This window comes from Streptomyces sp. NPDC058576, from assembly GCF_042718715.1.
Classification (GTDB): Bacteria; Actinomycetota; Actinomycetes; order Streptomycetales; family Streptomycetaceae; genus Streptomyces.
In genome coordinates, this window is record NZ_JBHXPF010000093.1 from 1 (window position 1) to 20,338 (window position 20,338).

Consider the following 20,338-nt stretch of genomic DNA (forward strand, 5'->3'; position numbering starts at 1 on the left):
GGCGCCCACCGGATGAACCGGTGGGCGCCCCTTCGGCGTTGAGCGGTCAGACCTTGGTGCGGGAGGTGTTGTAGAGCTTGGCGGTGAGGGCTGCGGCCTCGTCCTTGGGCACACCCTTCCCGGCCAGCGCCAGGACCTTGTCCGCGGCCGTCGCGATGCCGGCCGTGCTGTAGTCGGCCCAGACGCAGACCGCGAGCACGAAGTGCTGGGGCCCCTCCGCGACCGAGCCGTCGCCGCTCTTGTTGGTCACCTTGAGGTCCTGGCACTTCATCACCGCCCCCTCGAACCCGTCAGGCTTGACGATCTCGGCCGAACCGACGAGTTCGATCGACACCTCGTCGCCGCCCGACTTCGCGTCCTGCTCGACGTCCACGAAGGCGTTGTTGACCACCTCGGCAGGGTCGGCGATCTCGCCCCAGAACCCCTCGAAGTTGAGCACCTTGGTGGCCGCGCTCTGGCTGCCCACCGTGTAGTCGGCCTTGGCCGCGCTGGGGTTCTTGATGCCCAGCGCCTCGACGTCCGTCTTCTGGCTCCCGGTCAGGGGGGCGCTGAGGACGGGCTTCGAGGTGTCCCGCTTGTAGGCGTCGACGGCGTCCGGGGGCGTGATCTTGTGGCCCTTGGTCGCCTCGGAGACGTCCGAGTTGCTGACCTTGTCACCCGAGGTGAGGAAGTACACCCCGCCCGCGATGACCGCCAGCGCCACCACGGCGACACCGATGATCAGCCCGGTCTTCTTCTTCGGCTGCGGCGGCTGCGCGCCGTACGGGGGCTGCCCGCCGTACGGCGCGGCGGGCGGCTGCTGGCCGTACGGACCGGGCTGCTGGCCCTGGGGGTAGCCGTAGCCCTGCTGGGGACCCGAGGGCTGCTGCGCGTACGGGTTCGGCTGCTGCGGGGGGACGCCCTGCGGAGCCTGCTGCGGGTAACCGTAGCCAGGCTGGCCCTGGGGCGGCGGGGCGCCGTACGGGCCCGGCTGCTGTCCGTACGGTCCGGGCTGGCCCTGCGGCGGCTGCCCACCGTACGGGCCCGGCTGGTTGTAGCTCATTGCGGTGTCCCCTCCAGAATTCCTTATGCGTTGCGAACATCCTGGCGCAGGCCGTCCTGACATGGGGGATCGGCCCGGACACCGTTACTGAACCAATCCGTTTCAGTGCAGACCTGTGACGGCCCTAAACTGTCTCCCGTGACCGAGAACTCATCGCAGCAGCCAGACAGCAACCCCGAACTGCCGACCCAGTACGCGCCGGCCGATGTAGAGGGGAAGCTGTACGAGCGCTGGGTAGAGCGTGGTTACTTCGAAGCCGACGCCAAGAGCGAGAAGCCTCCCTACACCATCGTCATCCCGCCGCCCAACGTCACCGGCGCCCTCCACCTGGGCCACGCCTTCCAGGTCACGCTCATGGACGCCCTCACCCGCCGCAAGCGGATGCAGGGCTTCGAGACGCTGTGGCTGCCCGGCATGGACCACGCGGGCATCGCCACCCAGAACAAGGTGGAGCAGCAGCTCGGCGAGGAGGGCAAGTCCCGCCAGGACATCGGCCGGGACGCCTTCACCGAGCGCGTCTGGCAGTGGAAGGACGAGTACGGCGGCCGCATCCTCGGCCAGCTGCGCCGCCTCGGCGCGGGCCTCGACTGGTCGCGCGAGCGGTTCACCATGGACGAGGGCCTGTCCCGCGCCGTCCAGAAGATCTTCAAGGACCTCTACGACGACGGCCTGATCTACCGCGCCGAGCGCATCATCAACTGGTGCCCGCGCTGTCTGACGGCCATCTCGGACATCGAGGTGGACTACCAGGAGGACGACGGCGAGCTCGTCTCCCTGAAGTACGGCGAGGGGGACGACACCCTCGTCGTCGCCACCACCCGGGTCGAGACGATGCTCGGTGACACCGCCGTCGCCGTCCACCCCGACGACGAGCGCTACGCCCGCCTCATCGGCAAGCGGATCAAGCTGCCGCTCACCGACCGCACCATCCCGGTGGTCGCCGACACCCACGTCGACCCGGAGTTCGGCACCGGCGCCGTCAAGGTGACCCCGGCGCACGACCCGAACGACTTCGCGATCGGCCAGCGCCACGAGCTGGAGTCGCTCACGGTCATGGACGAGCGCGGTGTCATCACCGTGCCCGGCCCGTTCCAGGGGCTCGACCGCTTCGAGGCCCGCTCGGCCATCGTCGCCGCGCTGCGCGAGCAGGGCCGCGTCGTCGCCGAGAAGCGTCCGTACGTCCACGCGGTGGGGCACTGCTCCCGCTGCAAGACGACCATCGAGCCGCGGCTCTCCCTCCAGTGGTGGGTCAAGGTCGAGACGCTCGCCCGGGCCGCCGGTGACGCGGTCCGCGACGGGCGGGTCGACCTGCACCCCAAGGAGATGGAGAAGCGGTACTTCGACTGGGTCGACAACCTCAACGACTGGTGCATCTCGCGCCAGCTCTGGTGGGGCCACCGCATCCCCGTCTGGTACGGCCCGAACGGCGAGGTGCTCTGCGTCGGACCCGACGACGAGGCGCCCACCGGTGATGGCTGGACCCAGGACGAGGACGTTCTCGACACCTGGTTCTCCTCGGGCCTGTGGCCGTTCTCCACGCTCGGCTGGCCCGAACAGACGCCGGACCTGGAGAAGTTCTACTCCACGGACGTCCTGCTCACCGGCCACGACATCATCTTCTTCTGGGTCGTCCGGATGATGATGTTCGGCCTCTACGCGATGGACGGCGAGGTGCCGTTCAAGACGGTCGCCCTCACCGGCCTGGTCCGCGACGAGTTCGGCAAGAAGATGTCGAAGTCCAACCCGAACGCGGTCGACCCGATCGACTGGATGGACGCCTACGGCTCCGACGCGGTCCGCTTCACCCTGGCCAACGGCGCCAACCCGGGCGCCGACGTCCCGATCGGTGAGGACTGGGTCAAGGCCTCCCGGAACTTCGCCAACAAGATCTGGAACGCCACCCGGTTCGCCCTGATGAACGGCGCGACGATCGAGGGCCCGCTGCCGGACCCGTCGGCGATGACGGCCACCGACCGCTGGATCCTCTCCCGGCTCAACGAGACCGTCGCCGACGTCGACCGCTACTACGACGACTTCCAGTTCGCGAAGATCTCCGACGCGCTCTACCACTTCGCGTGGGACGAGGTCTTCGACTGGTACGTCGAGCTGTCCAAGACGACGTTCTTCGCGGGCGGCGAGCAGGCCAAGGTCTCCGGCCGGGTCCTCGGCGAGGTCCTCGACGTCACCCTGCGGCTGCTCCACCCGATCGTCCCGTTCGTCACGGAGACCCTGTGGACCACGCTGACCGGCGGCGAGTCCGTCGTCGTCGCCGACTGGCCCGCGGACTCCGGCTTCCGCGACGAGGCGGCCGAGAAGGAGATCGAGCTGGTCCAGCAGGTCGTCACCGAGGTCCGCCGGTTCAAGGGCGACCAGGGCCTCAAGCCCGGCCAGCGGGTGCCGGCCGAGCTGACCCTGACCGGCACGGCGCTCGCCCCGCACGAGCCCGCGATCCGTCAGCTGCTGCGCCTGGAAGCGGCGGGTGACGGCTTCCACGCCACCGCCTCCCTCCCGGTCGCCGGAGCCACCGTCGCCCTGGACCTGTCCGGCACGATCGACGTGGCGGCCGAGCGCAAGCGCCTCACGAAGGACCTGGAGGCCGCGCGCAAGGAGAAGGCCCAGGCGGAGGCCAAGCTCGGCAACGAGGCCTTCCTGGCCAAGGCCCCGGACAACGTGGTCGACAAGATCCGCGGCCGGCTCGCCAAGGCCGAGGCCGACATCGAGCGGATCGGCGCCCAGCTGGCGGGCCTCCCGCAGAGCTGATCGTCCAGGGGTGTCCGAGACCCCCCTGGACGAAGCCCCCGCGCCCCCGACCGACCGGGGACGCGGGGGCTTCGCCGTACCGCTCGCCGACCGTCTGCCGGGCGCTGCGCGCGTTGTCGGCGCCCATCCGTAGACTGGCCCCGTGAGTGAGCCCCGCCCAGACCGGCACGACGCGTCCGATCCCGACGACACCTTCGAGGAGATCGTCGACGAGGCGACCCAGCGCGACCCCGACCTGGCGGTGATCGAGGCCGGGAGCCGCACCCTGCGCGCCCATTCGGGCCAGCCGCAGGGCGAAGCGGTCCCCGCCCGCCCGGCCGACCCCGAGACCGACAAGGCGCTCCGCGCGGTGGAGCAGGAGCTCGCCGGACGCTGGGGCGAGACCAAGCTGGAGCCGTCCGTCACGCGCATCGCCGCCCTGATGGACGTCCTCGGCGAGCCGCAGCGCGCCTACCCCTCCATCCACATCACCGGCACCAACGGCAAGACCAGCACGGCCCGCATGATCGAGGCCCTGCTCAACGCCTTCGAGCTGCGCACCGGCCGCTACACCTCCCCGCACGTCCAGTCGATCACCGAGCGGATCAGCCTGGACGGCTCCCCGATCGAGGCCGAGCGGTTCATCGAGACGTACGAGGACATCAAGCCGTACGTCGAGATGGTCGACGCCCAGCAGCCCTACCGGCTGTCCTTCTTCGAGGTCCTCACCGGCATGGCGTACGCGGCCTTCGCCGACGCGCCCGTCGACGTGGCGGTCGTCGAGGTCGGCATGGGCGGCACCTGGGACGCCACGAACGTCATCGACTCCACGGTCGCCGTCGTCACCCCGATCTCGCTGGACCACACCGACCGGCTCGGCACCACGCCCGCCGAGATCGCCGGCGAGAAGGCCGGAGTCATCAAGCCGGGCGCCACGGTCATCCTGGCCCAGCAGCCGGTGGACGCCGCGCAGGTGATGCTGAAGAAGGCCGTCGAGGTGGACGCCACCGTGGCCCGCGAGGGCATGGAGTTCGGCATCGTCTCCCGGGAGGTCGCGGTCGGCGGCCAGCTCGTCACCCTGCGGGGCCTGGGCGGCGAGTACACAGATATCTTCCTTCCGCTGTACGGGGCCCACCAGGCGCACAACGCCGCGGTGGCGCTCTCCGCCGTCGAGGCGTTCTTCGGCATCGGCGCCGAGCAGGCCCGCTCCCTCGACATCGACGCCATCCGCAAGGCGTTCGCCTCGGTGCTCTCGCCGGGCCGCCTGGAGGTCGTGCGCTCCAGCCCGACCGTGGTCCTGGACGCCGCGCACAACCCGGCCGGCGCCAAGGCGGCGGCGGACGGCATCTCCGAGGCGTTCAGCTTCTCCCGGCTGATCGGCGTGGTCGGCACGAGCGGCGACAAGGACGTCCGGGGGCTCCTGGAGGCCTTCGAGCCGATCTTCGCCGAGATCGTCGTCACGCAGAACTCCACCCCCCGGGCGATGGACGCGGACGAGCTGGCCGCGATCGCCGTCGAGGTCTTCGGCGACGACCGGGTCCAGGTCGAGCCGCGTCTCGACGACGCTCTGGAGGCGGCGATCACGCTGGCCGAGGAGGAGGACGAGTACGCGGGCGCCGGGGTGCTGGTGACCGGATCCGTGATCACGGTCGGCGAAGCCCGGCTGCTGCTGGGAAGGGGCTGAGACACAGATGCGGACGCTCTGCGCCTCGACGCTGATCGGCGAGTTCTTCGTGATCGGCTTCGCCGGTCTCGTCGCGATGAAGCTGGACGACGCCTCCATGACCGTGGTCTGGACGGTGTGCGGCATCGGCATGGCCCTGTCCGTGCTGCTGTGCGGAATGATCACCCGGCCGGGCGGCATCCAGCTCGGCTGGGCGCTCCAGGTCGCGCTGGTCCTCAGCGGTTTCGTGGTCCCGATGATGTTCATCCTGGGGCTGGCCTTCGGCGGACTGTGGTGGGCCTCGATCCACTACGGTCGCAAGATCGACGAGGCCAAGGCCCGCTGGGCCGCCCAGCAGGAGGCCGAAGAGGCCACGGCCTGAGGCGCGGAGCCCATCGCGCTCCTCGCCCCGTGCGTCCGGGGCCCGCTCGACACGCCCGCCTCCGTTCCCGGGCCCCGGCGGATCCGGGCCTGAAGGTGACCCAGGGTGAACCCGGGCGCGGACTCGCCTCCGTACCCCTGTAATGTCGCCTCACCGCACCCGTATGCCTGGCCTTGCAAGGAGCCGTACATGACTCAGCGCACTCTCGTCCTGCTCAAGCCCGACGCGGTCCGCCGTGGTCTGATCGGCGAGATCGTCGGCCGCATCGAGCGCAAGGCCAACTGGCGTATCACCGCGCTGGAGCTGCGCACCCTGGACCACGAGACGCTGGAGCAGCACTACGGCGAGCACAAGGGCCGCCCGTTCTACGAGCCGCTCATGGAGTTCATGGCCTCCGGCCCCGTCGTCGCCCTGGTGGCCGAAGGTGAGCGGGTGATCGAGGGCATCCGTGCGCTGGCCGGCCCCACCGACCCGATCGCCGCCGCGCCCGGGTCGATCCGTGGTGACTTCGGCACGATCACCCGGGAAAACCTCATCCACGCCTCGGACTCGGAGGAGTCCGCAGAGCGAGAACTGAAGCTTTTCTTTCCGGGACTTTCCTGACCCGATCGGCCAAACAGCGCTGTAAGCGAGGGGCGACCGAAGTAATTCGGTCGCCCCTCGGCATAGGGTTTGGGATCGCGGGAACGCATCCCTCCGACGTAACGTCACCATGGGTAGAACGGGCACCCGTTCCGCTCACAATGGCGAAGGACCCTCGCGCTGTGTCCGTGCATACGGCACTACGATGGAAGCTTCCACGCCCGCAGCGCCAACCTCGCCTACCAGAACAAGCCATCTTCGCTACCTGGGAAGGCCCGACACATCCTCATGGGGAACAAGGGGAACTCAATGTCGTTCATCGGCCGTGACATGGCTATCGACCTCGGGACTGCCAACACGCTGGTGTACGTCAGGGGGCGCGGCATCGTCCTGAACGAGCCGTCCGTCGTGGCCATCAACACCAACACCGGCGGAATTCTGGCGGTCGGCTCCGAGGCCAAGAAGATGATCGGGCGCACGCCGGGCAACATCGTTGCCGTGCGGCCGCTGAAGGACGGCGTGATCGCCGACTTCGAGATCACCGAGCGGATGCTCCGCTACTTCATCCTCAAGATCCACAAGCGCCGCTACCTGGCCCGCCCCCGCGTCGTCGTCTGCGTGCCCTCCGGTATCACCGGGGTCGAGCGCCGCGCCGTCATCGAGGCGTCCACGCAGGCCGGCGCGCGCCAGGTGCACATCATCGAGGAGCCCATGGCCGCGGCCATCGGCTCCGGCCTGCCGGTCCACGAGGCGACCGGGAACATGGTCGTCGACATCGGCGGCGGCACCACCGAGGTCGCCGTGATCTCGCTCGGCGGAATCGTCACGGCCCAGTCGATCCGCACCGCCGGTGACGAACTGGACAACGCGATCATCCAGCACATCAAGAAGGAGTACTCGCTCCTCCTCGGTGAGCGGACCGCCGAACAGATCAAGATCACCATCGGTTCGGCGTTCGACCTGGAGAAGGACGAGCACACCGAGATCCGCGGCCGCGACCTGGTCTCCGGGCTGCCCAAGACGGTCGTCATCTCGGCCGCCGAGGTCCGCAAGGCCATCGAGGAACCGGTCAACGCGATCGTCGACGCCGTGAAGACGACGCTCGACAAGTGCCCGCCCGAGCTGTCCGGCGACGTCATGGACCGCGGCATCGTCCTCACCGGCGGCGGCGCGCTGCTGCGCGGTCTGGACGAGCGGCTGCGCCACGAGACGGGCATGCCGATCCACATCGCCGAGGACCCCCTGGACTCGGTGGCGCTCGGCTCCGGCAAGTGCGTCGAGGAGTTCGAGGCGCTCCAGCAGGTGCTGGACGCCCAGCCCCGCCGCTAGACGACTGCGGGACACACCCGATCCGGCGAGCGGACGCTGACGCTCCGTCCGCCGGATCGTTGATATAGATCGTTGCTGTACGCGTACCGGCGCGGGGACACACCGAACCGGTACCCGTGCGGAGACGTACACAGGCACGAATATTCCGACGAGGAAGGCACGGCCGCCGCACGTGAGGGACACACGAGAGAGCCGGCTGCTCCTGGTGCTCTTGATCGCCATCGCATTCGCCCTGATCACGGTGGATATCCGAGGCGGCGAGGAGTCACCGGTCGACGGCGCGCGGCAAGCCGCGGCCAGAGTCTTCGGTCCGGTCGAGAACGGCGTGGCGGCAGCGGTCGACCCGGTGGGCAACGCCATAGGCGCGGTACGGGACTCCGGCGACCGGCACGACCGGATCTCCACCCTGGAGCAGGAGAACGCCGCGCTGAAGGCCAAGCTCGGCAGCGACGACCGCACCAACAGCCGGGTCCGTCAGCTCGACGCCATGCTGAAGAACGCGGGCGCCGGCCAGTACGGCATCAAGGGCGCCGAGGTCATCGCCATAGGAGCGGCCCAGGGCTTCTCCTGGACGGTCACCATCGACGCGGGCTCGGACGACGGCATCCGCCGCGACATGACCGTCCTCAACGGGGAGGGGCTGGTCGGCCGGGTCACCACCGTCGGCCCCAGCACCGCGACGGTCCTGCTCGCCAACGACCCCGACTTCACCGTCGGCACCCGGATGGAGAAGACCGACGAGCTCGGCTTCGCCACCGGCCAGGGCTCGCGCCCGCTGTCGGTCCAGTTCCTCAACGGCAAGGCGAAGGTGAAGGCCGGCGACCGGCTGGTCACCTTCGGCTCCAGCAAGGACAAGCCCTTCGTGCCCGGCGTCCCGGTCGGCGAGGTCGTCCGCGTCGACCCCTCCGGCGGCGCACTGACCCGAACGGTCTACGTGAAGCCGTACGTCGGGTTCACCAAGCTCGACATCGTCGGCGTCGTCGTCCAGGCCCCCCGTGAGGACCCGCGCGACACGGTCCTGCCCAAGCAGCCCGTCAAGACGAAGCCGAAACCGACCCCCACCGTCACCGTCACGGTCCAGCCCAACGGCGACCTGGTGGACGGCTCCGGCAAGGTCGTCGGCAACATCAACGAGAAGCCGGGCGGCGGCGACGCCGGTGACGCGGCAGGCAACCAGCAGGGCAACGCCCAACCCGACAACGCGGCCAACGACCAGGAGTAGAGCTGATCCCCATGCGCATCAACCGGACTCTGCTCTCCACCGCGCTGGTCGTCGTCGCCCTGGTCATCCAGGTCTCCGTCCTCGCCCGCCTCCAGCTCCCCGGCGCCGTCCCCGACCTGCTGCTCCTCACCGTCCTCGGACTCGCCTTCGTCTACGGGCCGGTCAGTGGCGCGCTCATCGGCTTCGGCGCCGGACTCCTCGCGGACCTCGCTCCCCCCGCCGACCACGCCGCCGGGCGCTACGCCCTGGTGCTCTGCGTCATCGGCTACCTCGCGGGCCTGGCCCGGCCGGAGAACGGGCAGCTGAAGTCGGCCTTCGCCCCGATGGCCGTGGTCGTCGCCGCGGCGATCGGCTCGACCCTGCTGTACGCGGGCGTCGGCGCGCTCGTCGGCGACACCGCCGCCCGCCATGTCGGCCTCGGCAGCCTGCTGTTCACGGCCGCGATCTACGACCTGCTGCTGGCGCCCTTCACGGTGCCGCTCATCATGGCGCTGGCCAGACGCACCGAGAACGACCCGCTCGCAGAGGCGTCCTCCGGCGGCAACGACGTCGCCGCCGGCTGGCTCGCCTCGGGCACCGGTCTGCGGATCGGCAACCAGCGCGGCGGCCTGCGCGCCAAGGCCGCCCGCAGCCGCGCCGCCCGCGCGGGCAGGATCAAGGGGGTCAAGCGACTGTGAAGCCGTACGCCACAGAGGGCACCGGGGGAACCGCGTGAGGCTGCATCTCCCGGGGGGCGACCCCCGTACCCCCAGCCCGACCACCACCGGGGGCACCCAGTGAGCAACATTCCCGAGACCGGGCGGACCCAGCGGGTCCAGATCCGGCTCATCGTCATCCAGGTCCTCGTCTTCTCGCTGCTGCTCACCCTCGGCGGACGCCTCTGGTACCTCCAGATCAGGAACGGCGACGAGTACACCGCCGAAGCCGCGGGCAACGGGGTGCAGCAGGTCGTCCAGCCCGCCGTGCGCGGCTCGATCCTCGACGCCCGGGGCGTACCGCTCGCCGACAACGAGACCCGCCTCGTCGTCTCCGCCAGCCGCACCGATCTGCTGAAGATGAAGGACGACGGCGTCGGCGTCCTCACCCGGCTCGCCGACGTCCTGGACATGAAGGCCGAAGACGTCCGGGACAAGGTCCGCCTCTGCGACTCCAAGACCCCCCAGCCCTGCTGGAACGGCTCGCCCTACCAGCCGATCCCGGTCACCGACGAGGCCACCACCCAGCAGGCTCTCCAGATCCGCGAGCGCGCCGAGGACTTCCCCGGCATCACCGCCGAACCCACCGCCGTACGCCGCTACGCCGCACCCGGGAAGGCGAGGACCGCGCAGGTCCTCGGCTATCTCTCGCCCGTCACCGACGACGAGATCCAGAAGGCGGTCGACGGCCCGTCGCCCTACCTGCGCTCCGACCAGGTCGGCCGATCGGGGATCGAGCGCACGTACGACAAGGAGCTGCGCGGCAAGGCGGGCGTCACCCGCTACGAGGTCGACAACCTCGGCCGCGTCATGGGCGAGGCGGAGAACGACCCGGCGGTGGCCGGCTCCACCCTCGTCACCAGTCTCGACGCCCGCGTCCAGGCGGTCGCCGAGTACGAACTCGCCCAGGCGATGAAGACCGTCCGCGGGGAGACCGACAAGATCACCGGCCGGAAGTACGAGGCCGACTCCGGCGCCGTCGTCGTCATGGAGTCGAAGACCGGCCGCATCGTGTCGATGGCCTCCCAGCCCGACTACGACCCGAACGACTGGGTCGGCGGCATTTCCGGCAAGCAGTACGCCAAGCTCACCAGCAAGAAGTCCAACTACCCGCTGCTCAACCGGGGCATCCAGGGCCAGGCCCCGGCCGGCTCGATCTTCAAGGTCGTCTCGGCCAGCGCCGCCGTGCGCGGCGGCCACGCCTTCGACGACCTCTACGAGTGCAGCAGCTCCTACAGTCTGGGCAACCAGACCTTCGCGAACTTCGAGTCCCAGGGGCACGGCCCCATCACCCTCGGCGACGCGCTCAAGTACTCCTGCAACACGGTCTTCTACCGCCTCGGCCACGACGAGTGGGTGAAGGACGGCGGCATAAAGCCGAAGAAGGACGCCAAGAACTGGTTCTACCGCACCGCCCGTGACTTCGGTCTCGGCGCCGAGACCGGCATCGACCTCCCCAACGAGGTCAAGGGCCGCATCCCGGACCGCCAGTGGAAGCAGGACTTCTGGAAGGCCAACAAGGACGCGTGGTGCAAGGAGGGCAAGAAGGGCGGCACCTACGTCCAGCAGATCGCGTACGAGAGCTGCCTCGAAGGCAACCAGCTCAAGGCCTACGACAGCATCAACTACTCGATCGGCCAGGGTGACGTGCTCGTCACGCCCATCCAGATGGCCACCGCCTACGCCGCCATCAGCAACGGCGGCACCCTCCACGAGCCCACCGTCGGCAAGGCCGTGATCAGCCCGGACGGCAAGACCGTCCAGGAGATCAAGCCCAAGGCCAGCGGGAAGCTCCCGGTCGACGCCCAGACCGTCAAGGACCTCGACAAGGGGCTGCGCTCGGTGGTCGAGCCCGGCGGCACCGCCGCCTGGCGGTTCGGCGGCTGGCCGCAGGACAAGATCCCGATGCGCGCCAAGACCGGCACCGCCCAGGTGTACGGCAAGCAGACCACCGGCTGGTTCGCGACCTACACCGACGACTACACCATCGTCATGACGATCTCCCAGGGCGGCACCGGCTCCGGCTCCGCCGGGCCCGCCGTCCGCAAGATCTACGACGCGCTCTACGGCCTCGACGGCGAGGGCAACCAGGACCTGAAGCGGGCCCTGCTGCCCGAGCCCCAGAAGGCGCTGCCGAAGATCCAGCCCGACGGCTCGATCTTCGCGCCGAAGGTGAAGCCCTACGACCCCACCCCGGTCACGCCCGAGGAGCAGCCGGGGGGACAGGAACCCCAGCTGCCCCTGCCGCCCGGAGGCCAGCCCGGTCTCACCGGATCACCCGCGTCCACGGGGAGGCAGCCGTAATGGCAGGTGGATTCTCCGTCTCCCGGTACGCCCCCGACCAGGGCTCCTGGGCCAAGCTGACCGCCCGCGACTCCCTCGTACGGCGGCTGGACTGGCCGCTGCTCGGGGCCGCGCTCGCGCTCTCGTTCGTGGGCGGGCTGCTCGTGTGGTCCGCGACCCGCAACCGCGACCACCTCACCCAGGGCGACCCGTACTTCTTCCTCGTCCGGCACGCCCTCAACACCGGCATCGGGCTCGCCCTGATGATCGGCACGATCTGGCTCGGCCACCGCACGCTGCGCGGGGCCGTCCCGGTCCTCTACGGCATCTCGGTGCTGCTGGTCCTCGCGGTCCTCACCCCGCTCGGCACCACGGTCAACGGCGCCCACGCGTGGATCAAGCTGCCGGCCGGCTTCTCGATCCAGCCCTCCGAGTTCACCAAGATCACCATCATTCTCGTGATGGCGATGCTGCTGGCCGCCCGCGTCGACGCGGGCGACCAGGCCCACCCCGACCACCGCACCGTCGCCAAGGCGCTGGGCCTCGCGGCGATCCCGATGGCCATCGTCATGCTGATGCCGGACCTCGGCTCGGTGATGGTCATGGCCGTCATCGTCCTCGGCGTCCTGCTGGCCTCCGGCGCCTCCAACCGCTGGGTCTTCGGCCTCATCGGCGCGGGCGCGGGCGGGGCCGTCGCCATCTGGCAGCTCGGTCTGCTCGACGACTACCAGATCGCCCGGTTCGCCGCCTTCGCCAACCCCGCGCTCGACCCGGCGGGCGTCGGCTACAACACCAACCAGGCCCGCATCGCGATCGGCTCCGGCGGGCTCACCGGCACCGGACTCTTCGAGGGCACCCAGACCACCGGCCAGTTCGTGCCCGAGCAGCAGACCGACTTCGTCTTCACCGTCGCCGGCGAGGAGCTGGGCTTCCTCGGCGCGGGACTGATCATCGTGCTGCTGGGCGTCGTCCTGTGGCGCGCCTGCCGCATCGCCCGCGAGACCACCGAGCTGTACGGCACGGTCGTCGCCGCCGGGATCATCGCCTGGTTCGCCTTCCAGTCCTTCGAGAACATCGGCATGACGCTCGGCATCATGCCGGTCGCCGGACTGCCGCTGCCCTTCGTCTCCTACGGAGGATCCTCGATGTTCGCCGTCTGGGTGGCGATCGGCCTGCTGCAGTCCATCAGGGTGCAACGGCCGATGTCCGCCTGAACCCGGTCCGTCGCGGGTAGGTGTCCGTACATGGCGGACACCAAGCGCGAGATCGAGCGGAAGTACGAAGCCACCCAGGACACCCGGCTGCCCGACCTGACCCGGGCGGCCGGGGTCGACCGGGTCGCCCCGCGCGGCCGGACCGATCTCGACGCCGTCTACTGGGACACCGCCGGCCTCCGCCTCGCCGCCGACTCCCTCACGCTGCGCCGCAGGACCGGCGGGGCCGACGAGGGGTGGCACCTGAAGTTCCCCGTCGCGGTCGGCGTCCGGGACGAGATCCACGAACCGCTCACCGACACCCTGCCGCCCTCGCTGGCCGCCCTCCTCCGCTCCCGGGTGCGGAACGCGGAGATCGCCCCCGTCGTCCGGCTGCTCTCCTCCCGGGACGTGCACCACCTGCTGGCCGACGACGGCACGCTGCTCGCCGAGGTCAGCGTCGACACGGTGCTCGCGGAACGCCTGGCGGGGGAGGGGAGCGGCACCACCGCCGCCTGGACCGAGATCGAGGTCGAGCTGGCCGACGACGGCGACCCGGCCGTCCTGGACGCCGTCGAGAAGCGGCTCCGCAAGGCCGGGGTGCGCCCCGCGGGGTCCTCGTCGAAGCTCGCCCGGGCGCTGGCGGAGACGACACCGAAGCGGGATGAGGGCGGACCCCGTACGGCTGACTCCACCGCGGGCGACCACGTCCTCGCCTATGTACGGAAGCAGATCGACACGATCGTCCACCTCGACCCCGCCGTCCGCCGCGACCTCCCCGACTCCGTGCACAAGATGCGCGTCGCCACCCGCCGGCTGCGCAGCGCCTTCAAGACCCACCGCAAGATCCTCGACCGCGAGGCCACCGACCCCCTCGGCGCGGAGCTGAAGTGGCTCGCCGCCGAACTCGGCCTCGACCGTGACCAGGAGGTCCTGGTCGAGCGCATCGGCTCCCGCGTCGAAGCCGTGCCCGCCGCCCTGACCCTCGGCCCGGTGCGCGGCCGGCTCCGCGCCTGGTCGGCCGCCCGCCGCACCGGATCGCGCCGCAGGATCATCGACGTACTCGACGGGCAGCGGTATCTGGACCTCCTGGAGGCACTCGACGCCCTGAGCGCCGACCCGCCCCTGCGCCCCGCCGCCCGCCGCGCACCGGAGAAGGCCCTGCCCCGGGCGGTGCTGGGGGACTACGAGAAGCTCGCGCGCCGCATGGACCACGCCCTGGAGCACCCGCCGGGTCCCGAGCGGGACACCGCGATGCACGAGGCCCGCAAGGCCGCCAAGCGCGCCCGGTACGCGGGCGAGTCGGCCCGGCCCGCGCTCGGGAAGCCTGCCAAGCGCTTCGCCCAACGCGTGAAAGCCGTCCAGACCGTCCTCGGCGACCACCAGGACAGCGTCGTCGCCCGCGAGGCCCTGCGCACCCTCGCGATCCAGTCGCACGCGGCGGGGGAGACCGCGTTCACCTGGGGACTCCTGTACGGGCAGGAGGAGGCCGCCGCGGAGGCCCGGGAGCGCGAGCTGCCCGAGGTCTGGGCCCGTGCGTCGGCCCCCGGACTGCGGGCGGATCTGAAGCACTGAGACGCGGGGTACGCTGGATGGTCACCCCTGCCGGCTCACGAAGGTTCGCGAGATGTCTGCCGCATCGGTCTTCCCACAGCTCGAAGCTCTGCTCCCGCATGTGCAGAAGCCCATCCAGTACGTCGGCGGTGAGCTGAACTCCACCGTCAAGGACTGGGACAGCTGTGACGTCCGCTGGACCCTGATGTACCCCGACGCCTACGAGGTCGGGCTCCCCAACCAGGGCGTCATGATCCTCTACGAGGTACTGAACGAGCGCGAGGGCGTCCTCGCCGAGCGCACGTACAGCGTCTGGCCGGACCTCGAAGAGCTGATGCGCGAGCACCACGTGCCGCAGTTCACCGTGGACAGCCACCGCCCCGTCGGCGCGTTCGACGTCTTCGGGCTGAGCTTCTCCACCGAGCTCGGCTACACCAACATGCTCACCGCCCTGGACCTGGCGGGCATCCCGCTGGAGTCCAAGGACCGCACGGTGGACCACCCGATCGTCCTCGCGGGCGGCCATGCCGCGTTCAACCCCGAGCCGATCGCGGACTTCATCGACTGCGCGGTCGTCGGCGACGGCGAGCAGGCCGTTCTGGAGATCACCGAGATCATCCGCGCCTGGAAGGCCGAGGGCCGTCCCGGCGGCCGCGACGAGGTGCTCTTCCGGCTCTCGAAGACCGGCGGCGTCTACGTCCCGCGCTTCTACGACGTCGAGTACCTCCCCGACGGCCGCATCGGCCGCGTCGTGCCCAACCGGTCCGGCGTGCCGTGGCGCGTCTCCAAGCACACGGTGATGGACCTCGACGAGTGGCCTTACCCCAAGCAGCCCCTCGTCCCGCTCGCGGAGACCGTGCACGAGCGGATGTCCGTGGAGATCTTCCGCGGCTGCACCCGCGGCTGCCGTTTCTGCCAGGCCGGCATGATCACGCGCCCCGTGCGGGAGCGAAGCATCACCGGCATCGGCGAGATGGTCGAGAAGGGCCTCAAGGCGACCGGCTTCGAAGAGGTCGGCCTGCTCTCCCTCTCCTCGGCGGACCACAGCGAGATCGGCGACATCGCCAAGGGTCTCGCCGACCGCTACACCGAGGACAAGATCGGCCTCTCGCTGCCCTCCACCCGCGTCGACGCGTTCAACGTCGACCTGGCCAACGAGCTGACCCGCAACGGCCGTCGCTCCGGTCTCACCTTCGCCCCCGAGGGCGGCTCCGAGCGCATGCGCAAGGTCATCAACAAGATGGTCTCGGAGGAGGACCTGATCCGCACGGTCGCCACCGCGTACGGCAACGGCTGGCGTCAGGTGAAGCTGTACTTCATGTGCGGCCTGCCCACCGAGACCGACGAGGACGTCCTCCAGATCGGCGACATGGCGGTCAATGTCATCGCCAAGGGCCGCGAGGTCTCCGGCCAGAACGACATCCGCTGCACCGTCTCCATCGGCGGCTTCGTGCCCAAGCCGCACACCCCCTTCCAGTGGGCCCCGCAGCTGAGCGCCGAGGACACCGACGCCCGGCTGAAGAAGCTCCGGGACAAGATCCGCGGCGACAAGAAGTACGGCCGCTCCATCGGCTTCCGCTACCACGACGGCAAGCCCGGCATCGTCGAGGGCCTGCTCTCGCGCGGCGACCGCCGCGTCGGCTCGGTCATCCGCGCGGTCTACGAGTCCGGCGGCCGCTTCGACGGCTGGCGCGAGCACTTCAGCTACGACCTCTGGATGAACAGCGCCGAGAAGACGCTGCCCGCGTTCGGCGTCGACGTCGCCTGGTACACCACCCGCGAGCGCACCTACGAGGAGGTCCTGCCCTGGGACCACCTCGACTCCGGCCTGGACAAGGACTGGCTCTGGGAGGACTGGCAGGACGCGCTCGACGAGACCGAGGTCGAGGACTGCCGCTGGACCCCCTGCTTCGACTGCGGCGTCTGCCCGCAGCTCGACCTGGACATCCAGATCGGCCCGACCGGCAAGAAGCTCCTGCCGCTCAGCGTGGTCAACAAGTAGCAGATCCGTGACACACCGCAGGCCCGGCCCGGCAACCCCGGACCGGGCCTGACGCGTCCTAGACGACATGGATTACGGCAAGCACCAGGCGCCTCAGGGATACGAACCCGGCGAGGGCATTCTGACCGCGCTGATCAGGATCCCGGTACGGATCGTGGTCCTGGTGCTCGTCCTGCCCGTCCGTATGGTCTGGGACGCGCTCACCGCGCTCTGGCACGGGGCCGACCGCGTCCTGCTGCGTCCGCTGGGCCGGGCCCTCCTGTGGCTCCTCGACACGCTCGTCCTGACCCCGCTGACCTGGCTGTACACCTGGGTCCTCGCACCCCTCGGCAAGGCCGCCTCCTGGCTGGCCGTCGCCTTGCTGATCTGGCCCTGGATCGGCCTGTGGCGGTACGTGATCGTGCCCGTCGCCCGTTACGGGATCGCCGCGCCGGCGGTGTGGCTGTACACAGCCGTCCTCACCCCGCTGGGCCACGGCCTGCGCTGGATCGGCACCGCCCTGCTGGCCCCGGCCGCACGCGGGGTCGGGGCGGGCTTCGCCTGGCTCTTCACCGTCCTGTTCATCGTGCCGCTGGAGAGCCTGTGGCGGTACGTGATCGTCCCGGTGGTCCGGTACGGACTGGTCGTCCCGGTGGTGTGGCTCTACGCCCACGTCCTCACCCCGGTCGGCCGCGGCACGGCGTGGGTCCTGAGCACGCTGTGGCAGGGCGCCGCCTGGGTACTGGGACAGCTCTGGCGGGGGATCGCGGCCACCGGACGCGGTCTCGGCCTCGCGGTGCTCTGGCTGGTCATGACGGTGCTCGTCGCGCCCCTCTCCTGGACGTACCGCCGGATCCTGGCCCCGGCCGGCCGGGAGATCGCCGCCGCGTTCGAGGTCGCCTGGCGGGTCGCCGGGTACGTCTCCCGGGCCGTCGGCCGGGCCCTCGCCACGATCGCCTGGTATCTGATCGGCGCACCGGTCTCCTGGGCGTACCGCACCGTGTGCACCCCCGTCGGCCACTTCCTGCGCGACGCGGTCTGGGCCCCGGCCCGGCGCGCCGCCGCCGAAGCGGGCCGGGCCGCCCGCGCGGCCCTCAGCACCGCCCGGGAAACGGTGCGCCAGGCCCGCCGCGACGCCTGGCGGGCGCTGGTCGGCTCCCCGGGCGGCGAACGGCCTGGGGAACCGGGAGGGATCCCTGCGCGTACTCTGGGTAGTACAACGACTGTCCCCAGCGCGGCGCAGGCGTCCGAGACCCCTCTGGTCGGCGATCCCTTCGCCAAGCAGGGGTGAGCCGGAGCGGCACCCCGGGGGCCACCCGTATTTCGTGGGCGGCGCGCCACCGCGCCCGCCCCGCACCGAGGAGAAGAACCACTGGGCAAGCGACAGCCCGAAGGCCCGCCGCCCGCACCGGCAGTGCAGCGCATCCGTTTGCGCTACACCAAGCGCGGCCGCCTCCGGTTCACCAGCCACCGCGACTTCCAGCGGGCCTTCGAGCGGGCACTGCGCCGCTCCGAGGTGCCGATGGCGTATTCGGCGGGCTTCACGCCCCACCCCAAGGTCTCCTACGCCAATGCCGCACCCACCGGCACGGGCAGCGAGGCGGAGTTCCTGGAGATCGCCCTCGCCGAGGCGCGGGACCCCGAGGTCCTGCGCGGACTGCTCGACGCGTCGATGCCGGACGGCCTCGACATCATCGACGCGGTGGAGGCCCGCACCTCGGGCCTGGCCGAGCGGCTCACCGCCTCCGTCTGGGAGATGCGCCTGGACGGCGTCGACCCCGAGGACGTCCGCACCGCCGTGGCCGCGTTCAACGACGCGGAGACCGTGGAGGTCCAGCGCAAGGCGAAGAACGGCATCCGGACGTTCGACGCCCGCGCCGCCGTCGCCGACCTGCGGGTCGTCGACGCTCCGGCCGATAGGCCGGGTGAGCGGCCCTGTGCGATACTGCGCCTGGTTGTTCGGCACGTGACACCTGCCGTGCGACCCGACGACGTCCTGTCCGGTCTCCGAGCTGTGGCCGACCTGGCGCCGCCCGTTCCCGCATCGGTGACGAGGCTGGCGCAGGGGCTCTTCGACGAGGAGTCCGGCACGGTGACCGACCCGCTCGCGCCCGACCGCGAGGCCGCCCCGACCGCACATCCCGCGGTCGCCGGGGCAGCCGTCGCGACGGCGCCGGAAGGTGCAGGTTCCGCGTAAGGCGGTCGTTGTAGCGCAGCCCTCCGACTCGGGAGCCACCTGGGTCGGGCCGCGCACTGACCCACAAGACTTTCGCCAGGCCGTACGCACACCGCATACGGAACCGGCGAGCCAGACATCAGTTCCCGTGCGGCGCCCGCGCCCCGGACGGCGGTATCGCACCACTGCGGACCGAGCCGGACCGGAATCAGACGCGGCGCCCGGGAGCACGACGGGAGAACCGCCCGCATGCCTCAGCCGAACGAACCCGGCACGACCGGGAACAACGAAGAGAACACCCCCGGCGACAAGCTGCCGCCGCGCCGCAGGCGCCGCGCCGCTTCCCGCCCGGCGGGCCCGCCGGGTGCGACCGCGGCGCCCGCCGAGGACGTCACGCCGGCCATACCGGTCGCCGAGACCGCCGCCCCGGCCGCGGACGACACGCCCGGGGAAGCAGTCACCGAGACCGCCCCGCCCGCCCGTACGCGCCGTCGCGCCGTGCGTAAGGCCACCGCACCCGCAGGCGCCCCCGAGCCGGTGGAGAACACCGAGCCCGCCGAGGCCGCCGAGGCCCCCGCGGAACCCGCCGCCGAGGAGGAGTCCGCCGCACCCGCGCCGCGCACCCGCCGCCGCGCGGTCCGCAAGGCGACGGCCCCCGCCGGTGCGCCGCAGGGTGCCGACACCCCCGCCCCGGTCGTCGAGACCCCGGCCGAGCCCGCTCCGGAGGCCGACCCCGAGGACTCCGAGGAAGAGACCGTGGTCGCCGTGGAGATCCCCGAAGAGGCCCCGGCGCCCCGCCGTCGTCGCGCCTCCCGCAAGGCCACCTCGCCCGCCGGCGCCCCGCAGTCCGCCGAGGCCGCCGTGGTCGTCGAGCCGGCTGTCGCGGCCGAGCCCGCCCAGGCCGCGGAGTCCGCCGCCGTCGAGCCGGAGCCCGTGGAGGCCCCGCGCGGCCGTGCCCGCCGCCGTGCCTCGGCCCCGGCCGGCACGCCGCAGACCGCCGCGCCCGTCGCCGGGACGGTGAGCGAGCCGGTGACCGAGCAGGCGCCGGTCGCCGAAGCTCCCGCCGCCGAGGCGGAGGCCACCGAGGAGGCTCCCGCCCCCCGCACCCGCCGCCGCGCCTCCCGCAAGGCGTCCGCGCCCGCCGGTGCGCCGCAGGCGACCGAGACCGCCGTCGCGGCCGAGGAGCCCGCCGAGGCCGGCGAAAGCCTGCCCGCCGCCGTCGCCGAGGAGCTCGCCGCCGAGGTGGAGGAGGTCGAGGAGGCCGCCCCGCGCGGACGCCAGCGCCGCCGGGCCACCGCGGCCGCCGGACGCCCCGAGTTCACCGCGAAGACCGAGGAGCCGAGCCGCAAGGGCCGGCGCGCGACACGCCCCGCCGTCGCCGTCTTCCAGGCCCCGGTCTTCGCCGAGCCCGTCCCGACCCCCGCGTCCGCGGCGGCCGCCGCGGCAGCGGCCGGCTCGGGCTACTTCTCCTCACCGGGCCCCGGGGTCGAGGAGGAC

14 protein-coding genes and 1 pseudogene are annotated in these 20,338 nt (G+C 71.2%); 14 read left to right on the top strand and 1 reads right to left on the bottom strand.

Annotation, left to right across the window (positions count from 1 at the left end; translation table 11 throughout):
* Nucleotides 1–46: 46 nt before the first annotated feature.
* The gene (locus ACFWRV_RS34585) at nt 47–1,042 is read right to left on the bottom strand and encodes a hypothetical protein (protein WP_384339904.1); all 996 of its coding nucleotides are present in this window, start codon (nt 1,040–1,042) and stop codon (nt 47–49) included.
* Between the two features lie 138 nt (nt 1,043–1,180).
* Between ACFWRV_RS34585 and ACFWRV_RS34590 the strand changes: the two genes are divergently transcribed.
* From ACFWRV_RS34590 to ACFWRV_RS34655, 14 genes and pseudogenes are all read left to right on the top strand, one after another.
* Entirely contained in the window at nt 1,181–3,802 is a 2,622-nt protein-coding gene (locus tag ACFWRV_RS34590; RefSeq protein WP_384339906.1) for a valine--tRNA ligase, read from the top strand.
* A 142-nt stretch (nt 3,803–3,944) separates the two neighbouring features.
* Nucleotides 3,945–5,465, top strand: coding sequence for a bifunctional folylpolyglutamate synthase/dihydrofolate synthase (locus ACFWRV_RS34595; protein ID WP_384339907.1), 1,521 nt, complete (start codon nt 3,945–3,947; stop codon nt 5,463–5,465).
* A 7-nt stretch (nt 5,466–5,472) separates the two neighbouring features.
* A complete protein-coding gene (locus tag ACFWRV_RS34600) occupies nt 5,473–5,826 on the top strand; it encodes a DUF4233 domain-containing protein (RefSeq protein WP_006124410.1) in 354 nt (117 codons plus the stop codon).
* 189 nt (nt 5,827–6,015) lie between these two features.
* Entirely contained in the window at nt 6,016–6,429 is a 414-nt protein-coding gene (gene ndk, locus ACFWRV_RS34605; RefSeq protein ID WP_383262579.1) for a nucleoside-diphosphate kinase, read from the top strand.
* A gap of 288 nt (nt 6,430–6,717) precedes the next feature.
* A complete protein-coding gene (locus ACFWRV_RS34610; protein ID WP_007448937.1) occupies nt 6,718–7,737 on the top strand; it encodes a rod shape-determining protein in 1,020 nt (339 codons plus the stop codon).
* A gap of 172 nt (nt 7,738–7,909) precedes the next feature.
* Nucleotides 7,910–8,959, top strand: coding sequence for a rod shape-determining protein MreC (gene mreC, locus ACFWRV_RS34615; protein ID WP_384339909.1), 1,050 nt, complete (start codon nt 7,910–7,912; stop codon nt 8,957–8,959).
* Between the two features lie 11 nt (nt 8,960–8,970).
* Nucleotides 8,971–9,636, top strand: a complete 666-nt coding sequence (gene mreD / locus ACFWRV_RS34620; protein WP_384339911.1) for a rod shape-determining protein MreD — start codon at nt 8,971–8,973, stop codon at nt 9,634–9,636.
* Nucleotides 9,637–9,735: 99 nt separating this feature from the next.
* Nucleotides 9,736–11,958, top strand: coding sequence for a penicillin-binding protein 2 (gene mrdA, locus ACFWRV_RS34625; RefSeq protein ID WP_384339913.1), 2,223 nt, complete (start codon nt 9,736–9,738; stop codon nt 11,956–11,958).
* The gene (rodA, locus tag ACFWRV_RS34630) at nt 11,958–13,151 is read left to right on the top strand and encodes a rod shape-determining protein RodA (RefSeq protein WP_384339915.1); all 1,194 of its coding nucleotides are present in this window, start codon (nt 11,958–11,960) and stop codon (nt 13,149–13,151) included. The genes mrdA and rodA overlap by 1 nt, the downstream gene beginning before the upstream one ends.
* Before the next feature lie 30 nt (nt 13,152–13,181).
* On the top strand, nt 13,182–14,705 hold the full coding sequence (locus ACFWRV_RS34635) for a CHAD domain-containing protein (protein ID WP_384339917.1): 1,524 nt from the start codon (nt 13,182–13,184) through the stop codon (nt 14,703–14,705).
* A gap of 52 nt (nt 14,706–14,757) precedes the next feature.
* The gene (locus ACFWRV_RS34640; RefSeq protein WP_384339919.1) at nt 14,758–16,686 is read left to right on the top strand and encodes a TIGR03960 family B12-binding radical SAM protein; all 1,929 of its coding nucleotides are present in this window, start codon (nt 14,758–14,760) and stop codon (nt 16,684–16,686) included.
* Nucleotides 16,687–16,753: 67 nt separating this feature from the next.
* Nucleotides 16,754–17,956 (top strand): hypothetical protein, encoded by a 1,203-nt coding sequence (locus ACFWRV_RS34645; protein ID WP_384339921.1) that lies wholly within the window; start codon nt 16,754–16,756, stop codon nt 17,954–17,956.
* A gap of 123 nt (nt 17,957–18,079) precedes the next feature.
* A complete protein-coding gene (locus ACFWRV_RS34650; protein ID WP_384339922.1) occupies nt 18,080–18,862 on the top strand; it encodes a TIGR03936 family radical SAM-associated protein in 783 nt (260 codons plus the stop codon).
* 228 nt (nt 18,863–19,090) lie between these two features.
* Nucleotides 19,091–20,338 (top strand): annotated as a pseudogene (locus ACFWRV_RS34655) (ribonuclease E/G); the annotation flags it as partial.